This window comes from Bradyrhizobium sp. SOJA106 (assembly GCF_059448745.1).
In genome coordinates this window covers 5395891-5410762 of the sequence record NZ_CM182549.1, presented here as the reverse complement: position 1 = coordinate 5410762, position 14872 = coordinate 5395891, and the positions used below count along the sequence as shown (strand labels likewise).

14 protein-coding genes, 1 tRNA gene and 1 pseudogene are annotated in these 14872 nt (G+C 63.6%); 14 read left to right on the top strand and 2 right to left on the bottom strand.

The annotated features are described in order from the left end of the window. The first annotated feature begins 32 nt into the window (after positions 1-32). Positions 33-623, top strand: a complete 591-nt coding sequence (locus tag AC5V87_RS25415; RefSeq protein ID WP_456837839.1) for a TMEM175 family protein — start codon at positions 33-35, stop codon at positions 621-623. A 12-nt stretch (positions 624-635) separates the two neighbouring features. Here the strand turns inward: AC5V87_RS25415 and AC5V87_RS25410 are convergent, their stop codons facing one another. Then, positions 636-1016 (bottom strand): YciI family protein, encoded by a 381-nt coding sequence (locus AC5V87_RS25410; protein WP_495368059.1) that lies wholly within the window; start codon positions 1014-1016, stop codon positions 636-638. A gap of 662 nt (positions 1017-1678) precedes the next feature. On the opposite strand from AC5V87_RS25410, the gene AC5V87_RS25405 reads away from it, so the two are divergent. Continuing rightward, positions 1679-1752 (top strand) — tRNA-Gly (locus tag AC5V87_RS25405). A gap of 168 nt (positions 1753-1920) precedes the next feature. Here AC5V87_RS25405 and AC5V87_RS25400 read toward each other — a convergent pair. Then, a complete protein-coding gene (locus AC5V87_RS25400) occupies positions 1921-2571 on the bottom strand; it encodes a GntR family transcriptional regulator (RefSeq protein ID WP_495368058.1) in 651 nt (216 codons plus the stop codon). Positions 2572-2671: 100 nt separating this feature from the next. Here AC5V87_RS25400 and AC5V87_RS25395 point away from each other — a divergent pair. From AC5V87_RS25395 to AC5V87_RS25340, 12 genes and pseudogenes are all read left to right on the top strand, one after another. Then, positions 2672-3464, top strand: a pseudogene (locus AC5V87_RS25395) (enoyl-CoA hydratase/isomerase family protein). 68 nt (positions 3465-3532) lie between these two features. Beyond that, positions 3533-4666 carry a CaiB/BaiF CoA transferase family protein gene (locus AC5V87_RS25390; protein WP_495368057.1) on the top strand — a complete coding sequence of 378 codons (1134 nt, stop codon included), beginning with the start codon at positions 3533-3535 and terminating at the stop codon, positions 4664-4666. Positions 4667-4691: 25 nt separating this feature from the next. After that, positions 4692-5897: an ABC transporter substrate-binding protein gene (locus AC5V87_RS25385; RefSeq protein WP_495368056.1), complete on the top strand. Its 1206-nt coding sequence runs from the start codon at positions 4692-4694 to the stop codon at positions 5895-5897. Between the two features lie 637 nt (positions 5898-6534). Further along, a complete protein-coding gene (gmd, locus tag AC5V87_RS25380; protein ID WP_495368055.1) occupies positions 6535-7605 on the top strand; it encodes a GDP-mannose 4,6-dehydratase in 1071 nt (356 codons plus the stop codon). Further along, a complete protein-coding gene (fcl, locus tag AC5V87_RS25375) occupies positions 7586-8545 on the top strand; it encodes a GDP-L-fucose synthase (RefSeq protein WP_495368054.1) in 960 nt (319 codons plus the stop codon). Before gmd ends, fcl begins: the two co-directional genes overlap by 20 nt. A gap of 62 nt (positions 8546-8607) precedes the next feature. Further along, entirely contained in the window at positions 8608-9060 is a 453-nt protein-coding gene (locus tag AC5V87_RS25370; protein WP_456837846.1) for a DUF2231 domain-containing protein, read from the top strand. Further along, complete coding sequence (locus tag AC5V87_RS25365) at positions 9057-10391, top strand: PQQ-dependent sugar dehydrogenase (protein WP_456837847.1); 1335 nt, start codon at positions 9057-9059, stop codon at positions 10389-10391. The genes AC5V87_RS25370 and AC5V87_RS25365 overlap by 4 nt, the downstream gene beginning before the upstream one ends. 30 nt (positions 10392-10421) lie before the next feature. After that, a complete protein-coding gene (locus AC5V87_RS25360; RefSeq protein WP_456837848.1) occupies positions 10422-10625 on the top strand; it encodes a hypothetical protein in 204 nt (67 codons plus the stop codon). A gap of 35 nt (positions 10626-10660) precedes the next feature. Further along, positions 10661-10834, top strand: a complete 174-nt coding sequence (locus AC5V87_RS25355) for a hypothetical protein (protein ID WP_495372039.1) — start codon at positions 10661-10663, stop codon at positions 10832-10834. A 232-nt stretch (positions 10835-11066) separates the two neighbouring features. Further along, complete coding sequence (locus AC5V87_RS25350) at positions 11067-12452, top strand: MFS transporter (protein ID WP_495368053.1); 1386 nt, start codon at positions 11067-11069, stop codon at positions 12450-12452. Between the two features lie 121 nt (positions 12453-12573). Further along, entirely contained in the window at positions 12574-13401 is an 828-nt protein-coding gene (locus tag AC5V87_RS25345; RefSeq protein WP_495368052.1) for a 3-oxoadipate:acetyl-CoA acetyltransferase, read from the top strand. 134 nt (positions 13402-13535) lie between these two features. Then, the gene (locus AC5V87_RS25340) at positions 13536-14741 is read left to right on the top strand and encodes an MFS transporter (RefSeq protein WP_495368051.1); all 1206 of its coding nucleotides are present in this window, start codon (positions 13536-13538) and stop codon (positions 14739-14741) included. Positions 14742-14872: the final 131 nt, after the last annotated feature.

Here is a 14872-nt window from a genome sequence, read left to right as displayed (position 1 = left end):
GAAGTTCCAGGCTCGAAAAGCGCGCAACCGGCATGACCGAGCTCAAGCCCGACCAGTTCGAGATGCGGCGGCTGGAATCGCTCAGCAACACCATCTTCGGCGTCGCCATGACGCTGCTCGCCTACGACCTGCCCAGGGCCGCGGTGTTCACCAGCGCGCCCGGCTGGGGCGATCTCGCCCAGGCCTATTCCGGCAAGCTCGCGGGTTTTGCGCTCAGCTTCATCATCGCCGGCCTGTTCTGGATCAGCCATCACCGCCGGCTGGCACGCCAGGCGGTCGGCACCCGCGGCGCGGTGATCCTCAATCTGTTCTTCCTGCTCTCGATCGTGCTGCTGCCGGTGACCAACGGCCTCTACACCAATTACGCCATGAGCAGCGCGGTGGCGGTGCTCTACGGCCTGCATCTGACCGCGATCGCCGGCCTCAATGCGTGGCTGTGGTGGACGATTCTGGGCGGCTGGCGGCGTGAGACGATGGCCTCGTTGTTTCCGCTGCTGGTGTTCATTCCGGGCACGATCGTCGCGGCATTCGCGCCGCACATCGCGCCCTTCCTGTGGTTCATCGCTTTCGGCGGGATTTTGATTCGGCGCTTCTATGCCGCGCCGGCGGACCAGGGTTCCTAAAGCGCGCGCCCGTCACCCCGCTGTCGCGCCGAACCCGTCGGCCGGCACGTAAAGCTTCACCGGACGGATCTCGTAGACCGCGGTCGGATTGACGGCGCGCAGCTTCCGCGCGGCCGCGATCGCCTCATCCTCGGTCTCGCATTCCATGAGGTGAAAGCCCAGAAGCTGCTCCTTGGTCTCGGCAAAGGGGCCGTCCAGCACCATCCCTGCGCCGGGGCCGCGCAGGGTGCGGGCCTTTCGGGTCTCATCCAGCCGTGCGGCCGGTCCGAACTGTCCGCTGGCCCGCAGCGGCGCCTGGACCGCGATGACCTTGGCCACGACCGCAGCGTCCTGCTCCGGCGTCCAGGACAGGACCTCGTCTTCCACATGGTAGGCCAGGATGGCGTAAAGCATCGTCACCTCGTTGATTCTGCTGGGCGCGTCCAAAGGACGTATCACCACAGCCTGCGCCGACAATGGCGGCGTGGAAAGTATTGCATCGCCGGGCGCGGCGACGAAACCGTCCGGAAACCCGATTGCCGCTCCCCGTCGAAAGCCGCCGCGGCAAGCGGCCCCGCGCCCAGAACCTCTGCGGCTTCTAAGCCCCACGCCGCGATCGGCGCGAGCCAATGAGCGCCCTACAGATATCGACCGCCGCAATGCCGTTCCTGCTCTCGCTCGCGAGCCCGACCAGCAAGGTGATCGCCCCGTGCCTGCTCGCCAGCGTCTTTACCGGGCTGCTCGGCGACGAGCCGGCACTTCCGAGCAAAATCCCAAAAGAAAAGGCGCGGCGGGGAGGCCCCGTCGCGCCCGATTTCTTGCTCGCTGGTCCAGGGCTGAGAGCGCCCCGATGCCAAGCCTTGGAGCTTAGCGGGCGATCCCAGCGAGGTGACAGCGCTTGAGATAAGACACTGGATCACCTCCTTTCGTTGGTTTCGGGAGCCTCAATATAGGGAGAAACCGCCCCGCGGTTAAGAGGTGGGGCGAAGTGGCCGGGAACAAGGGCGTTTGCGGGGCGGAATGGCCGGTCAGGGCCAGTTGAGACCGCCGCCGGGCCGTGTTAGGGGATCGCCAACGCGGGTGTAGCTCAATGGTAGAGCAGCAGCCTTCCAAGCTGAATACGAGGGTTCGATTCCCTTCACCCGCTCCAATGATTTCAGTTACTTAGTGAGCTTGTTGGTTTTCATTCCGACAAGGGTTCACTTTTGGGCCGCCTGCTTGATCCGCTTCATTTTTGCGTCCTGCTTCTCCTCATCATCGTGATGAAGATGCACCATCGCTTATCGATGACCTTTTCACGGCGCGGGGCGCGGAACCGTCACTCGGGCTTGATGGAAGCGACCATGTCGGCAAAGAGGTTGCCCCCGACGATGATGTGAGCGCGCATCGATTGCCGTGCGTCACTTTCGCTCCCTGTTTCAATCGCCCTGACGATCAGAGCGTGCTCGCCGAATGATGCCGCCAGGCGGGCCGGTCGCGACAAGCTCTGATGCCGGAAGAACCGCATCCGAAGGCGGGTTTCAGCCACGAGATCGGCCAAGGGCGTGTTGCGCGCGCCAGCGTAGATGGCTTGGTGAAATGCGTTGTTGAGTTCGACGTAGCGCGCCGTGTTGCCGGTGTGCACGGCTGATGCGCACTGCTCGTGGATCTCACGCAGGTCGGTTCGTTCGGCGACAGTCATTCGGCGCGCCGCCAGACCGGCAGCCTCCGCTTCGAGCGCAGTGAGAATTTCCACCATGCCGATCGCTCGCTGAGGTGTCATGCTCGCGACGGTTGCGCCTTGGCGCGACCTGAACTTGACGAGACCCTCATTGGCCAAGCGAAGCAGCGCTTCCCGCGCTGGCGTGCGCGAGACCGAAAAGCGTCTGGCGAGGCTCTGCTCGTCCAGCTTGTCGCCGGGGAGCAGCCGTCCCTCGGCGATATCGCTTTCGATCCGTCGACAAAGCTCATCGGAGACGCGAACCCGCATTGGCTGCCCTTATGTATACGTTCATGCCTTTATGTATACGTAGACCATTTAAAAAAATACATATAATCCGGGCACAGAACGAAGACAACAGGAAACGCCGATGACTTCCGTGGATTTGAGCGGCGCCCCTTTGCTGAAGACGGATGGGCCTATCGCGACGATCAAGCTCAATCGCGCGCGGCAGATGAACAAGATCACCGCAGCCGATCTCGCCGTGCTGTCGGGGCACTTCGCCAGCATTGAGAAGGCAGGTGCGAGAGTTCTCATCCTGACCGGCGAAGGACGCGCGTTCAGCGCTGGATACGACCTCGGAGACATCGCTGCGCGAAACTCGTCTAAGGAAGATGTTCATGCTTCCGGTTTTGCGAACGTCGTCGATCAGCTCGAAACTCTGGCGATACCGACCATCTGCAGACTGAACGGCGGAGTCTGGCGGCGCGACCGATCTTGCGCTCGCCTGCGATTTCAGGATCGGCGTGGATGATTGCGAGATGTTCATGCCGGCCGCGCGCCTCGGGCTTCACTATTACAGCAGCGGTCTCATGCGCTTTGCGTCGCGCCTCGGCGTAGCGGCGACAAAGAAGCTGTTCCTCACGGGCCTGAAACTGGACGCGGCCGAGATGCTGCGCATCGGCTATCTCGATGAAGCCGTTCCTGCGGGTAGCCTCGATGCGCGCGTGAAGGAGCTCGCCTCTGTTCTCGCTGTCAATGCGCCGACCGCCATGCGTGGCATGAAACGCGCCATCAACGAGATCGCCAGAAACTCGTTCGATCGTGCTGCTGCCGATCAGCGTTACCGTGAGAGCCTCGTGGGCGCCGAGCTGCGCGAGGGCAGCGCGGCTTTCGCCGAAAAGCGTCCCCCGCGCTTCGGCGCCGACCTGGACGGCCGATGACCGGACCTCACTCACCACCGGCGTCCGCGCTGAAGCCGCGGTCAAAGGGGCCACTCGCTGGACTGATCGTGATCGATCTCACCCGCGTGTTGGCGGGACCTTATTGCACCATGATGCTCGCGGATCTCGGCGCGCGGGTCATAAAGGTCGAGATGCCGGGCATCGGTGACGACGCGCGGCACATCGGCCCGTTCATCTCGAACGCCGATGGCTTGCCGAGTTCAGGCTATTTCTTCTCGATCAATCGAAGCAAGGAATCGATCGCACTGAACCTCAAGGATGCTGCCGACCGCGCGATATTCGAGCGACTATTGCTGGACGCCGATGTCCTCGCGGAAAATTTTACGCCCGGTACCATGGACCGTTTCGGCTACGGCTGGGAGGCGCTCAGCTCGCGCTTTCCCCGGCTGGTTCTGGCGTCGATATCTGGCTTTGGTCAGACGGGACCCTACCGCGAACTGCCGGCTTACGACATGGTCGTGCAGGCCATGGGCGGTGTCATGAGCTTGACGGGCGAGGAGGGAGGCCCGCCGACGCGCGTCGGAGTATCGATCGGCGACATCGCCGCGGGCACTCATGCGGTGATCGGAGTTCAGGCGGCGTTGATCGAGCGCGCCCGCACCGGTCGCGGTAAGCACGTCGATATTTCCATGCTCGATACGCAGATCTCTCTGCTCGAGAATGCCCTTGTTCGTTATCAAGTCGAGCAAGTCGTTCCGGGGCCTATCGGCTCCAGGCACCCCTCTATCACGCCCTTTGGCGTCTTCAAGAGCAAGGTCGGGCATCTCATCATCGCCGCCGGCAACGACCGGAAGTTCAGAGATCTTTGCGATGTGCTGCAGATGCAGGACGTCAAAGCCGATCCGCGATTCGTCTCCAATTCATCGCGATGCGAACATCATCGTGCTCTCGCCGAGCGGATCGAAGAGGCGCTGGCCGCCAGAACCGCCGAGGAATGGCTTCCCATCCTGACGCAAGCCGGGATCCCCTGTGGACCGATGAACGACATCGCCGCCGTACTGCGTGATCCGCAGCTCAATGCGCGCGACATGTTCGTCCCGTTGGAGGCTCCCGGGGGCATGGTGTTGAAAACCGCGGCCTGTCCCATCCGGTTCGCCGGCGAGCAATTCGCAAACTATCGGCCTGCGCCAGAGCTCGATGCCGATCGCAACGCTCTCCTGCAAGAACTCGGACTCGTCTGATCGGCTCCGCGAAGAGGATTTGACAATGAGATACGCCTGCTCCTTGACGTTCGTCGCCTTGAGCGTCGCCTTCCTTTCGTCGGCCGCCTCCGCGCAGAAGCAATATGATCCGGGCGCCAGCGATACCGAAATCAAGGTCGGTAACTTGATGCCCTATAGCGGGCCGGGATCGGCTTATTCCGTGATTGGGAAAGTCGAGGCCGCGTACTTCGAGATGATCAACAAGAACGGAGGCATCAACGGTCGAAAGATCAACTTCATCTCCTACGATCATGCCTACAGTCCGCCGAAAGCCGTCGAGCAAGTCCGCAAGCTGGTGGAGAGCGATGAGGTTCTGCTGACCTTCAACATCCTCGGCACGGCACACAATGCCGCTGTGCAGAAGTACCTCAACGGCAAGAAGGTGCCGCAATTGTTCGTGGCCAGTGGTGCGGAGCGATGGAACGACCCGGCGCACTTTCCCTGGACGATGGGCTGGCAGCCAAGCTACCAAGCCGAAGGACGGATTTATGGTCGGTATGTCGCTCAAACGCTTTCCGATGCAAAAATAGGGATACTTTTGCAGAACGACGATTCCGGACGGGACTACGTCAAGGGTTTCGTCGCGGGGCTAGCCGGCAAATTCGAGCCCACAACCAGATTGTCCTATGAGATCACGGACCCGACCATCGATCCCCAGATGTCGCAATTGAAGGCATCCGGCGCGAACGTTTTTTTCGACGTGACGTCGCCGAAATTTGCCGCGCAGGCCATTCGCAAGACGGGTGAGTTGCAATGGCGACCGCTGCATATCCTGAACAACATCTCCACGTCGGTGGCTGCTGTCTTGAAACCTGCCGGGCTCGACAACGCCAAGGGCGTGATCTCGACTGCATATTTGAAGGACCCGCTCGACCCGGCCTGGAGCGGCGACGAGGGCTACCGGCACTGGCTTGCCTTCATGAACGAATACATGCCCGGAACTGACAAAGCCGATTCCAACACGACCTATGGGTATTCGGTCGCGCAGACCCTGGCGGAGGTGCTCAAGATGTGCGGGGACAATCTCACGCGAGAGAACGTGATGAAGCAAGCGGCCAGCCTGAAGGATCTGAAGCTCGACATGCTTCTCCCGGGAATAACGATCAACACGTCACCGACGGACTTTGCGCCGATCAAACAGGAGCAACTCATCCGGTTCGACGGGGAAAAATGGGAGCGGTTTGGGCCGGATGCGGAGAATATGAGGTAAAAAGATTTCGATTCCGCCAATCGGAGGCTCGATCCATCTCCAGCTAGATGCAACGTGGTGCATCATGAGGACAAATACCTCCGCTTCGTGGCCTTCGATTCATTTGGAAACTGAGGGTGGACCTCATACTCGCTCAGCGAGACTGGCCGGCTCGCGACTCTTCCAGGTAGGCCACAACGGCCTCCATTTGATAGTCGGAAGGCCTCGTGGCGTCGCCTGGTCTGGTCCGAGGGCTAACAGCTTGCCTGCCAAACAATCGTTCCGCTGCGACCGGCTGAGCCGGATGAGCTGTGCTCAATTCGCGAGACACGTTGCCACCCGTACTTCATGGATTTCCATAGACTAGGAGACCGTTCGGGAAACTCGCACGACCATTCCGACAACGGGAAATTCCCTTGTGATCTCAAGGGTCCGGAGGGCTGCAAAATGTCGGAACCGGCCTCGCGCGGATTGCGAATTTTGTGACTTCCAAGCTGAGGACGGCCGTTCGATTCTCCTTCACCCGCTCCAAATCCCCTTTGGTCCCATACGAAGTTGACGCTGACGGCCGTTCTGTCCAAGAAGGGCGTCAAATCGACGGATGCCACGTACGCGCGGACCGCCCGTGTCGGGTGGCCGCCGGGAGCTTAAGGGCCATATGACCGAGCGGATCGCTCTCATCACCGGTGTGACCGGCCAGGACGGCGCCTATCTCGCCGAATATCTGCTGTCGCTCGGCTATATCGTGCACGGCATCAAGCGCCGCTCGTCGTCGTTCAACACCGCGCGCGTTGACCATCTCTACCAGGACCCGCATGTCGGCAATGTGCCGTTCCTGATGCATTACGGCGACATGACGGATTCGACCAATCTGATCCGCCTGATGCAGCAGATCCGCCCCACAGAGATCTACAATCTGGCCGCCCAGAGCCACGTCGCCGTCAGCTTCGAGAGCCCGGAATATACCGCCAACGCCGACGCCCTCGGCGTGCTGCGCCTCCTGGAGGCGATCCGCATCCTCGGCATGGAGAAGGAGACGCGGTTCTATCAGGCCTCGACCTCCGAGCTCTACGGCCTCGTGCAGGAGGTCCCGCAGAAGGAGACGACGCCGTTCTATCCGCGCTCGCCCTATGGCGTCGCTAAGCTCTACGGCTACTGGATCACGGTGAACTACCGCGAAGCCTACGGCATGTTTGCCTCGAACGGCATCCTGTTCAACCATGAGAGCCCGATCCGCGGCGAGACCTTCGTCACCCGCAAGATCACCCGCGGCGTGGCGCGGATCGAGGTCGGGCTCGAGCAGACGCTGTATCTCGGTAATCTCGAGGCCAAGCGCGACTGGGGCCACGCCAGGGATTATGTCGAGGGCATGCACATGATCCTGCAGGCCGACAAGCCTGATGATTTCGTGCTCGCCACCGGCGAGACCCGTTCGGTGCGCGAGATGGTCGAGCTGTCCTTCGCACAGGTCGGCCGCCGCATTGAATGGCGCGGGCAAGGCGTCGACGAGACCGGCATCGATGCCAAGAGCGGCAAGACATTGGTGAGAATCGATCCAACCTATTTCCGCCCGACCGAGGTCGATCTCCTGGTCGGTGACGCCAGCAAGGCACGCCAGGTGCTCGGCTGGAAGCCGAAGCGGACGTTTGCAGAGCTCGTCGAGGAGATGGTGGCGAGCGATCTGGCGGACGCAAAACGGGACGCCGGCCGTGGCAAGAACAGCGTTTGAGCTGAAAGGCAAGAGCGTCTACGTCGCCGGCCATCGCGGCATGGTCGGAGCTGCGCTGGTGCGCCGGCTCGAACGGGAGGATGCGAGGCTCGTCACGGTGGATCGCCGCGAGGTCGATCTCTGCAACCAGGCCGCCGTGTTCGACTGGTTCGCCCGCGTGCGGCCGCAGGTGATCTTCCTTGCTGCCGCCAAGGTCGGCGGCATCGTCGCCAACAACACGCTGCGGGCCGAGTTCATCTACGACAACATCGCGATTGCGGCCAACGTGATCCACGCCGCCTACCTGAACGGCGCCGAGAAGCTGATGTTTCTGGGCTCGTCCTGCATCTATCCGAAGCTGGCGGCGCAGCCGCTGCGCGAGGATTTCGTGCTGACCGGCCCGCTGGAGCCGACCAACGAGCCCTATGCGATTGCCAAGATCGCCGGGATCAAGATGGCGGAGGCCTATCGCAGCCAGTATGGCAGCGACTTCATCAGCGTGATGCCGACCAATCTCTATGGCCCCGGCGATAATTATCACCCCGAGCTGAGCCACGTCGTCGCCGCGCTGATCCGGCGCTTCCATGAAGCGAAACTGTCGGGCGCGAACAATGTCGTGGTCTGGGGCACCGGCACGCCGCGGCGCGAGTTCCTCTATGTCGACGACATGGCGGATGCCTGCGTGCACCTGATGAAGACCTATTCCGGGTCCGAGCTGGTCAACATCGGCACCGGCGAGGACATTGCGGTCGCCGAATTCGCGCGTGTCGTGGCCGGGATCGTCGGCTACAGCGGCGAGATCAGTTTCGACACATCAAGGCCAGACGGCACGCCGCGGAAGCTGCTCGATGTCAGCCGCCTCAATGGGCTCGGCTGGCGCGCGACGACATCGCTTCACGATGGTTTGAAGCGCGCCTACGCGGCCTATCTGGCCGACCTGGACATGACGGCGCAGGTGTAGGAACCTTCGCTGCAAGCACGAGTTGGCCGGTCGGGCAGGGCGAAAGTCACACGAGGCCAACCGTGCAAGAAGCTGTGCGCGTGCGCTCTAGCGCGCAAATCGCCGGCCATCCGATTCATCCGATGCTGGTGCCGATCCCGATCGTGTGCTTCATCGGCGCGCTCCTCACCGACATCGCCTATGTCGTCAGCGCCGAGATGATGTGGGCGAATTTCTCCACCTGGCTTCTGCTGTTCGGCGTCGTCTTCGGCGTGCTGGCGGCGATCGCGGGCCTGACCGACTTCCTCGGCAACCGTCTGGTGCGGGCGCAGTCGCCGGCCTGGCCGCATCTGATCGGCAACGCCGTGGCGCTGGTCCTGGCGGTTTTCAACCTGCTGATCCACACGCGTGATGCCTGGACCTCGGTGTGGCCGACCGGGCTCGTTCTGTCCGCACTCACCGTGCTGATCCTGCCGGTCACCGGCTGGCTGGGCTGGGCCATGGTGTACCGCCACGGCGTGGGAGTTGCGCGATGACATCCTTGATTGCCCGCACGCTCGTATGCTCGTCGCTGTTGTGCCTCGCCGGCTGCAACGACGGCAGCGGCGATCCAAAGGCGCAGATCGGCGCCAACCCGAAGCTGCCTGACATCCAGCAATATTTGCTGCCGCCGATACACATTGCGCGCATCGTCGGCTGGAAAAAGGACGAGACGCCGACTGTCGCGCAGGGGCTCCAGGCCAAGGCCTTTGCCACCGGCCTGCAGCATCCGCGCTTCCTCTACGTCCTTCCGAACGGCGACGTGCTGGTGGTGGAATCCAAGGCGCCGAAATCCGCTCCGATCAAGCGGCCCAAGGAAATCGTGATGGGCTATATCGAGTCGTGGGCGACATCGGGCGGCGATACAGGACCGAGCAATCGCATCACGCTGTTGCGCGACAGCAACGGCGACGGCGTGCCGGATACGCAGAGCGTCTTCCTCGACCATCTCAACTCGCCCTTCGGCGTCGCACTGGTCGGCAACGATCTCTATGTCGCCAACACCGACGCGATCATGAAATACCCCTACACCGAAGGCGACACCAAGATCACCGCGCCAGGCACGGTGCTGACTGAGCTGCCGGGTGGGCCGATCGATCACCACTGGACCAAGAGTCTCGTCGCGAGCCCCGATGGCTCGAAGCTCTATGCCGGCGTCGGCTCCAACAGCAACATCACCGAGAACGGCATGGAGGCCGAGCACAATCGTGCCGCCATCCTCGAGGTCGACCGCGCCAGCGGCCGATGGCGCATCTTCGCAAGCGGCCTGCGCAATCCCAACGGCCTCACCTTCGAGCCGCAGACCGGCGCGCTGTGGACGGTGGTGAACGAGCGCGACGAGCTTGGTCCCGACCTCGTGCCCGATTACATGACGTCGGTGAAAGACGGCGGCTTCTATGGCTGGCCCTATAGCTATTACGGCCAGCACGTCGATCCCCGCGTCAAGCCGGAGCGGCCGGATCTGGTCGCCAAGGCGATCGTGCCTGATTACGCGCTGAGCTCGCATGTCGCCCCGCTCGGCATGGCCTTCTACACCGGCACCAGCCTGCCGAGCGACTATCGCGGCGGTGCCTTCGTCGGCGAGCACGGCAGCTGGAACAGGCAGAATCTCAACGGCTATAAGGTCGTCTACGTGCCGTTCGCGGACGGCAAGCCGAGCGGCCCGGCGCAGGACGTCGTCACCGGCTTCCTCGACAACGACGGCCACGCGCGCGGCCGCCCGGTCGGCGTCGCCATCGACCGGACTGGCGCGCTCTTGGTTGCCGACGACAGCGGCAACACGGTGTGGCGCGTGACCGCCGCGCATCCGCAGCTCACGCAGCGATAGACACGGATGAGAGAGACGGAGGAGGAGATCATGGGCCTTGCTCAATACGCCATCGTACCGGTGCGGGACGAATGGGGCGTGCTGCATGACGGCGACGTCAAGAACACATACGCTACCAAGGAAGCCGCGTTCGAATCCGCCGTCGCGGCAGCGTCCCTGGCGCTGCGCGAGGGCCACGAAGTCCATGTCAGCGTGCCCGGCCGGGAGGCCGGCGAGAACGCGCTCGGCATTTGAGGCGTCGACAGCAGACCTGCAAAAAGAAGGAGCTCATGATGACCAAGCCTCGTGAGCCGAACGGCGTCGAACCTTGCCGGTCCGAAGACGACATCCAACGTGAGCAGTTGGGGCCCCGCGGTGTGCCCGACGCACCCGACCCGGCGAAGATGACGCCTCAGCGTGACAAGAAGACGCCAAAGCAGGTCGATCCCGGCCACACCGCCTAGGCCGGGGCCGCCTGGAGGTTAAGGCCTCCGCGTAAAATAACATCATGTTAGGTTTATCGCATAACTGGGTAATTGTGTTACCCAGGCGAAAGCCTATTGTCGCGACCAATCAGACACCCATCGGCAGTGACGAGCGCTCGCGAGGCTTTCGCAGAGCGGGCGGAGAGTGCTGCCCAATGTCTCCAAGAAGCCCGGCAACGGGACGTCAAGAACCGAGTGGAGGAATCTTGAGATGACCGCGACCCGTCAGACGAGTCAGTCCAGGAAGGCTGCTGCCAGCGGCTGGATCGGTTCGGCTCTCGAATATTATGACTTCTTCATCTACGCCACCGCCGCCTCGCTGATCTTCCCGCAAATCTTCTTCCCGTCGGACAATCCCACCGTCGCCATCGTCGCATCGCTGGCGACCTACGGCGTCGGCTATGTGGCCCGGCCGATCGGCGCGTTCGTGCTCGGACATTGGGGCGACACGCATGGCCGCAAGACGGTGCTCATCGTCTGCATGTTCCTGATGGGCATCTCGACCATGGCGGTGGGTCTGCTGCCGACCTATCAGCAGGTCGGGATTTTGGCGCCGATCCTGCTCGTCATCCTTCGCCTCGTGCAGGGCTTTGCCGTGGCCGGTGAGATCTCCGGCGCCAGTTCGATGATCCTGGAGCACGCGCCGTTCGGACGGCGCGGCTTCTATGCAAGCTTCGCGCTTCAAGGCGTGCAGGCCGGACAGATCCTTGCGGCGGCGGTGTTCCTGCCGCTGGCGGCCTATATGCCGACCGAAGCTTTCAACAGCTGGGGCTGGCGGATTCCGTTCCTGCTCAGCTTCTTCGTCATCGTCGCCGGCTACATCATTCGCCGCGAAGTCGACGAGACCCCGGCCTTTGCCCGCGAGGGCGAGCGGGGAGAAACGCCGCGGGCGCCCATCGTCCAGGCCATCAAGCTGAGCTGGCGCGACATGCTCAGGGTGATCTGCATGGCCCTGATGAACGTCATTCCCGTCGTTGCGACCATCTTCGGTGCGGCATATGCGGTGCAGCCCGCCTATGGCATCGGTTTCGCCAGGGACGTCTATCTGTGGATCCCGGTGCTCGGAAACATGCTGGCCGTGTTCGTCATTCCCTTTGTCGGCCATCTCTCCGACAAGGTCGGCCGCAAGCCTCCGATCATCGTGGGCGCGCTGCTCTCCGGCCTGCTCGCGTTCGGCTACCTCTATGCCATCAGCATCAGGAACGTGCCGCTCGCGATCCTGCTCTCGCTGCTGATGTGGGGCGTGGTCTACCAGGGCTACAACGCGATCTTCCCGAGCTTCTACCCGGAGCTGTTTCCGACGCGCACCCGTGTGTCGGCAATGGCGATCTCGCAGAACATCGGCACGACCATCACCGCGTTGCTCCCGGCGCTGTTTGCGACCGTGGCGCCTCCCGGTTCGCCCAACATTCCCTTGACGGTCGGGGCGATCGCCTTCGGCATCACCGTCATCGCGGCGCTGGCCGCCGTCACGGCACGGGAAACCTACCGGATCAGCATCGACGATCTCGGTGATCCCAAGGCCGTCCCGATGGCGCGGGCCGATTACGAGCGGCAGCGCGCGGCGGCGAGCGGTGCGGCCGCAATTCCGACCTGACGAGAGCGCAGGGAAGCCCTGCCGCTGCGGCCGGTGGAGTTTGCAGCGGCAGGCTTAACGCGTTACGTGATGGCCTGGTCGAACCTTCTGCGCGCGAGCGCGATCATCATGAGGTCAAGGGATGAACCCCGTCGTCGTTGCTGTCGCTATCACCGGCTCCGTTCCGCGCAAGAAGGACAACCCGGCGGTGCCCATCCTGCCGTCCGAACAGATCGAATCGACGCAGCAGGCTTTCGAGGCCGGCGCCACGCTGGCCCACATCCATGTTCGCAACGATGACGAGACGCCGTCCTCCGACCCCGAGCGCTTTGCCCTGGTGCAGGAGGGCATCAAAAAGCATTGCCCGGGAATGATCGTTCAGTTCTCGACCGGCGGGCGAGGCCGCGATCCCTCGGCGCGTGGATCGTCGCTCTATTTGAAGCCCGACATGGCCTCGCTGTCCACGGGCTCGGTGAACTTTCCGACGATCGTCTACGAGAACAGCGCCGCGCTGGTCGAGACGCTCGCCACCGGCATGAAGGCGAATGGCATCCGGCCGGAGATCGAGATCTTCGATCTGTCGCATCTGCATGGCGCGCGCCGCCTGATCGAGGCGGGGCTGATCGATGCGCGTCCGCACGTGCAGTTCGTCATGGGCGTCAAGAACGCGATGCCGGCCGACGAGCATGTCCTCGACATCCTGCTGGGAGAGTTGAAGCGGCTGATCCCGCAAGCGACGTGGACCGCCGCCGGGATCGGGCGCCACCAGGCCGAGGTCATGGGCTGGGCTCTCGCGCGGGGCGCTGATGCGGTCCGCACCGGGCTGGAGGACAATATCCGGATCGACAAGACGCGCCTCGCCGCCAGCAACGCCGAGCTCGTGACCGTCGCCTGCGAGGCTGTCGCGCGCCACGGCCGGCGCGTCGCGACCGCGGCCGAGGCGCGATCCCTGCTCGGGCTCGCGGGGTAGGGGCTACTGCCTCCTGCTGACATGCTCCCGGCTGCATTCTGCCATTCGGCGGCCGGCGTTCCCCTGCGCTGAGTCTCCGGCTAAGACGGGCGGCACAGGCGTGATCGGCGCCTGCCGGGCAGGCGACGGTTGGAATGCGGTTCTTGAAATCTGACAGCAGGCGCATCGGCGTCCTGCTGGTGCTCGCGATCACCCAGCTCATCGGATGGGGCACGATCGGGCTTCCCGCCATCGTCGGGCGGGATCTCGCGGCTGACCTCGGCATGAGCCTGCCGGCGGTGTTCGGCGGGACCTCCGTTCTCTATGTCACCATGGGCCTGTGCGCGCCCTGGCTCGCCAAGGCATTCGCGCGGCATGGCGCGCGCAAGGTCATGATGGTCGGGACGGTCCTCACCGTGCCCGGCTTCGTGCTGCTGTCCTTCGCGCGCGAGCCGGTGCTCTACTTCGCCGCCTGGACCATCTTCGGCGTCGCCGGCAGCGCCACGCTCTCGACCGGCGCCTACATCATGCTGAACGAGATCGCGGGGCGCCAGGCCAAGAGCGCGATCGGCGCGCTCATGCTGGTGACGGGCCTCTCCAGCAGCATCTTCTGGCCGGCCACGTCGTTCCTCAGCGGCCATCTCGGCTGGCGCGGGACCTGCCTCGTCTACGCCGCCATGCTGATCCTCGTCTCGCTGCCGCTCTATGCCTTCGCAGCACCGCGCCGGCCCGTCGCGAAGGACGACAGTGCTGCGCCGGCAAAGCGCGCGGAGGCGCCGCGAATTGCCCGGGGCACGTTCGGCCTCGTGGTCTCCGCGATCACCCTCAATGCCTTCGTCAATTTCGGCCTCAGCGCGGTGTTCATCGAGCTGCTGCGCGCGGAAGGGCTGGCGCCCGCGCAGGCGATCGCGTTCGGCTCCATGCTCGGCGTGATCCAGGTCAGCGCCCGCGGCCTCGACTTCCTCGGCGGCGGCCGCTGGGATGGCATCACGACCGGGCTCGTCGCCGGCACAGCGCTGCCCGTGGCGATGCTGCTCTTGATGCTGAGCGAGGGGGCGACCTGGGCGGTCGCCGTTTTCATCCTGCTGTATGGCGCCGGCAGCGGCGCGATGGCGGTGGCACGGGCGACGATCCCGCTGGTGTTCTACGACCAGGCCGAGTTCGCCAAGGCGATGTCGATGATCGCGCTGCCGCTCAATCTCGCCTCCGCGATCTCCCCGCCGTTGCTCGCCGGCCTGCTCACAGAGTTCGGCAGCCGCGGCGCGCTCGGTCTCACCTTCGTGTTCTCCTGCGCCACGGTGCTGATCCTGGTCCTGCTCGGCCGGCGCAGGCCGCATGTTGCCGCGGCGGCCGTGACCTGACGAGATATTCGCAGCGCGGAAATTCGCCGCCGCCGTGGCGGGGTGGCCATATGCCCGGAGCGCAGTGCTCGCAGAACGAAAATAGTGTATCCGCAGGAAGCGCGGCCTGGCTCGGCCCGCCGCGCCAATAT

Excerpts from the sequence above, each read along its gene's own strand:
- AC5V87_RS25365 (WP_456837847.1), top strand. The coding sequence starts at position 9,057 with ATGACATCCTTGATTGCCCGCACGCTCGTATGCTCGTCGCTGTTGTGC.
- AC5V87_RS25340 (WP_495368051.1), top strand. The coding sequence starts at position 13,536 with ATGCGGTTCTTGAAATCTGACAGCAGGCGCATCGGCGTCCTGCTGGTG.
- gmd (WP_495368055.1), top strand. The coding sequence starts at position 6,535 with ATGACCGAGCGGATCGCTCTCATCACCGGTGTGACCGGCCAGGACGGC.
- AC5V87_RS25400 (WP_495368058.1), bottom strand. The coding sequence starts at position 2,571 with ATGCGGGTTCGCGTCTCCGATGAGCTTTGTCGACGGATCGAAAGCGAT.
- AC5V87_RS25385 (WP_495368056.1), top strand. The coding sequence starts at position 4,692 with ATGAGATACGCCTGCTCCTTGACGTTCGTCGCCTTGAGCGTCGCCTTC.
- AC5V87_RS25355 (WP_495372039.1), top strand. The coding sequence starts at position 10,661 with ATGATGACCAAGCCTCGTGAGCCGAACGGCGTCGAACCTTGCCGGTCC.
- AC5V87_RS25350 (WP_495368053.1), top strand. The coding sequence starts at position 11,067 with ATGACCGCGACCCGTCAGACGAGTCAGTCCAGGAAGGCTGCTGCCAGC.
- AC5V87_RS25415 (WP_456837839.1), top strand. The coding sequence starts at position 33 with ATGACCGAGCTCAAGCCCGACCAGTTCGAGATGCGGCGGCTGGAATCG.
- AC5V87_RS25410 (WP_495368059.1), bottom strand. The coding sequence starts at position 1,016 with ATGCTTTACGCCATCCTGGCCTACCATGTGGAAGACGAGGTCCTGTCC.
- AC5V87_RS25360 (WP_456837848.1), top strand. The coding sequence starts at position 10,422 with ATGGGCCTTGCTCAATACGCCATCGTACCGGTGCGGGACGAATGGGGC.
- AC5V87_RS25345 (WP_495368052.1), top strand. The coding sequence starts at position 12,574 with ATGAACCCCGTCGTCGTTGCTGTCGCTATCACCGGCTCCGTTCCGCGC.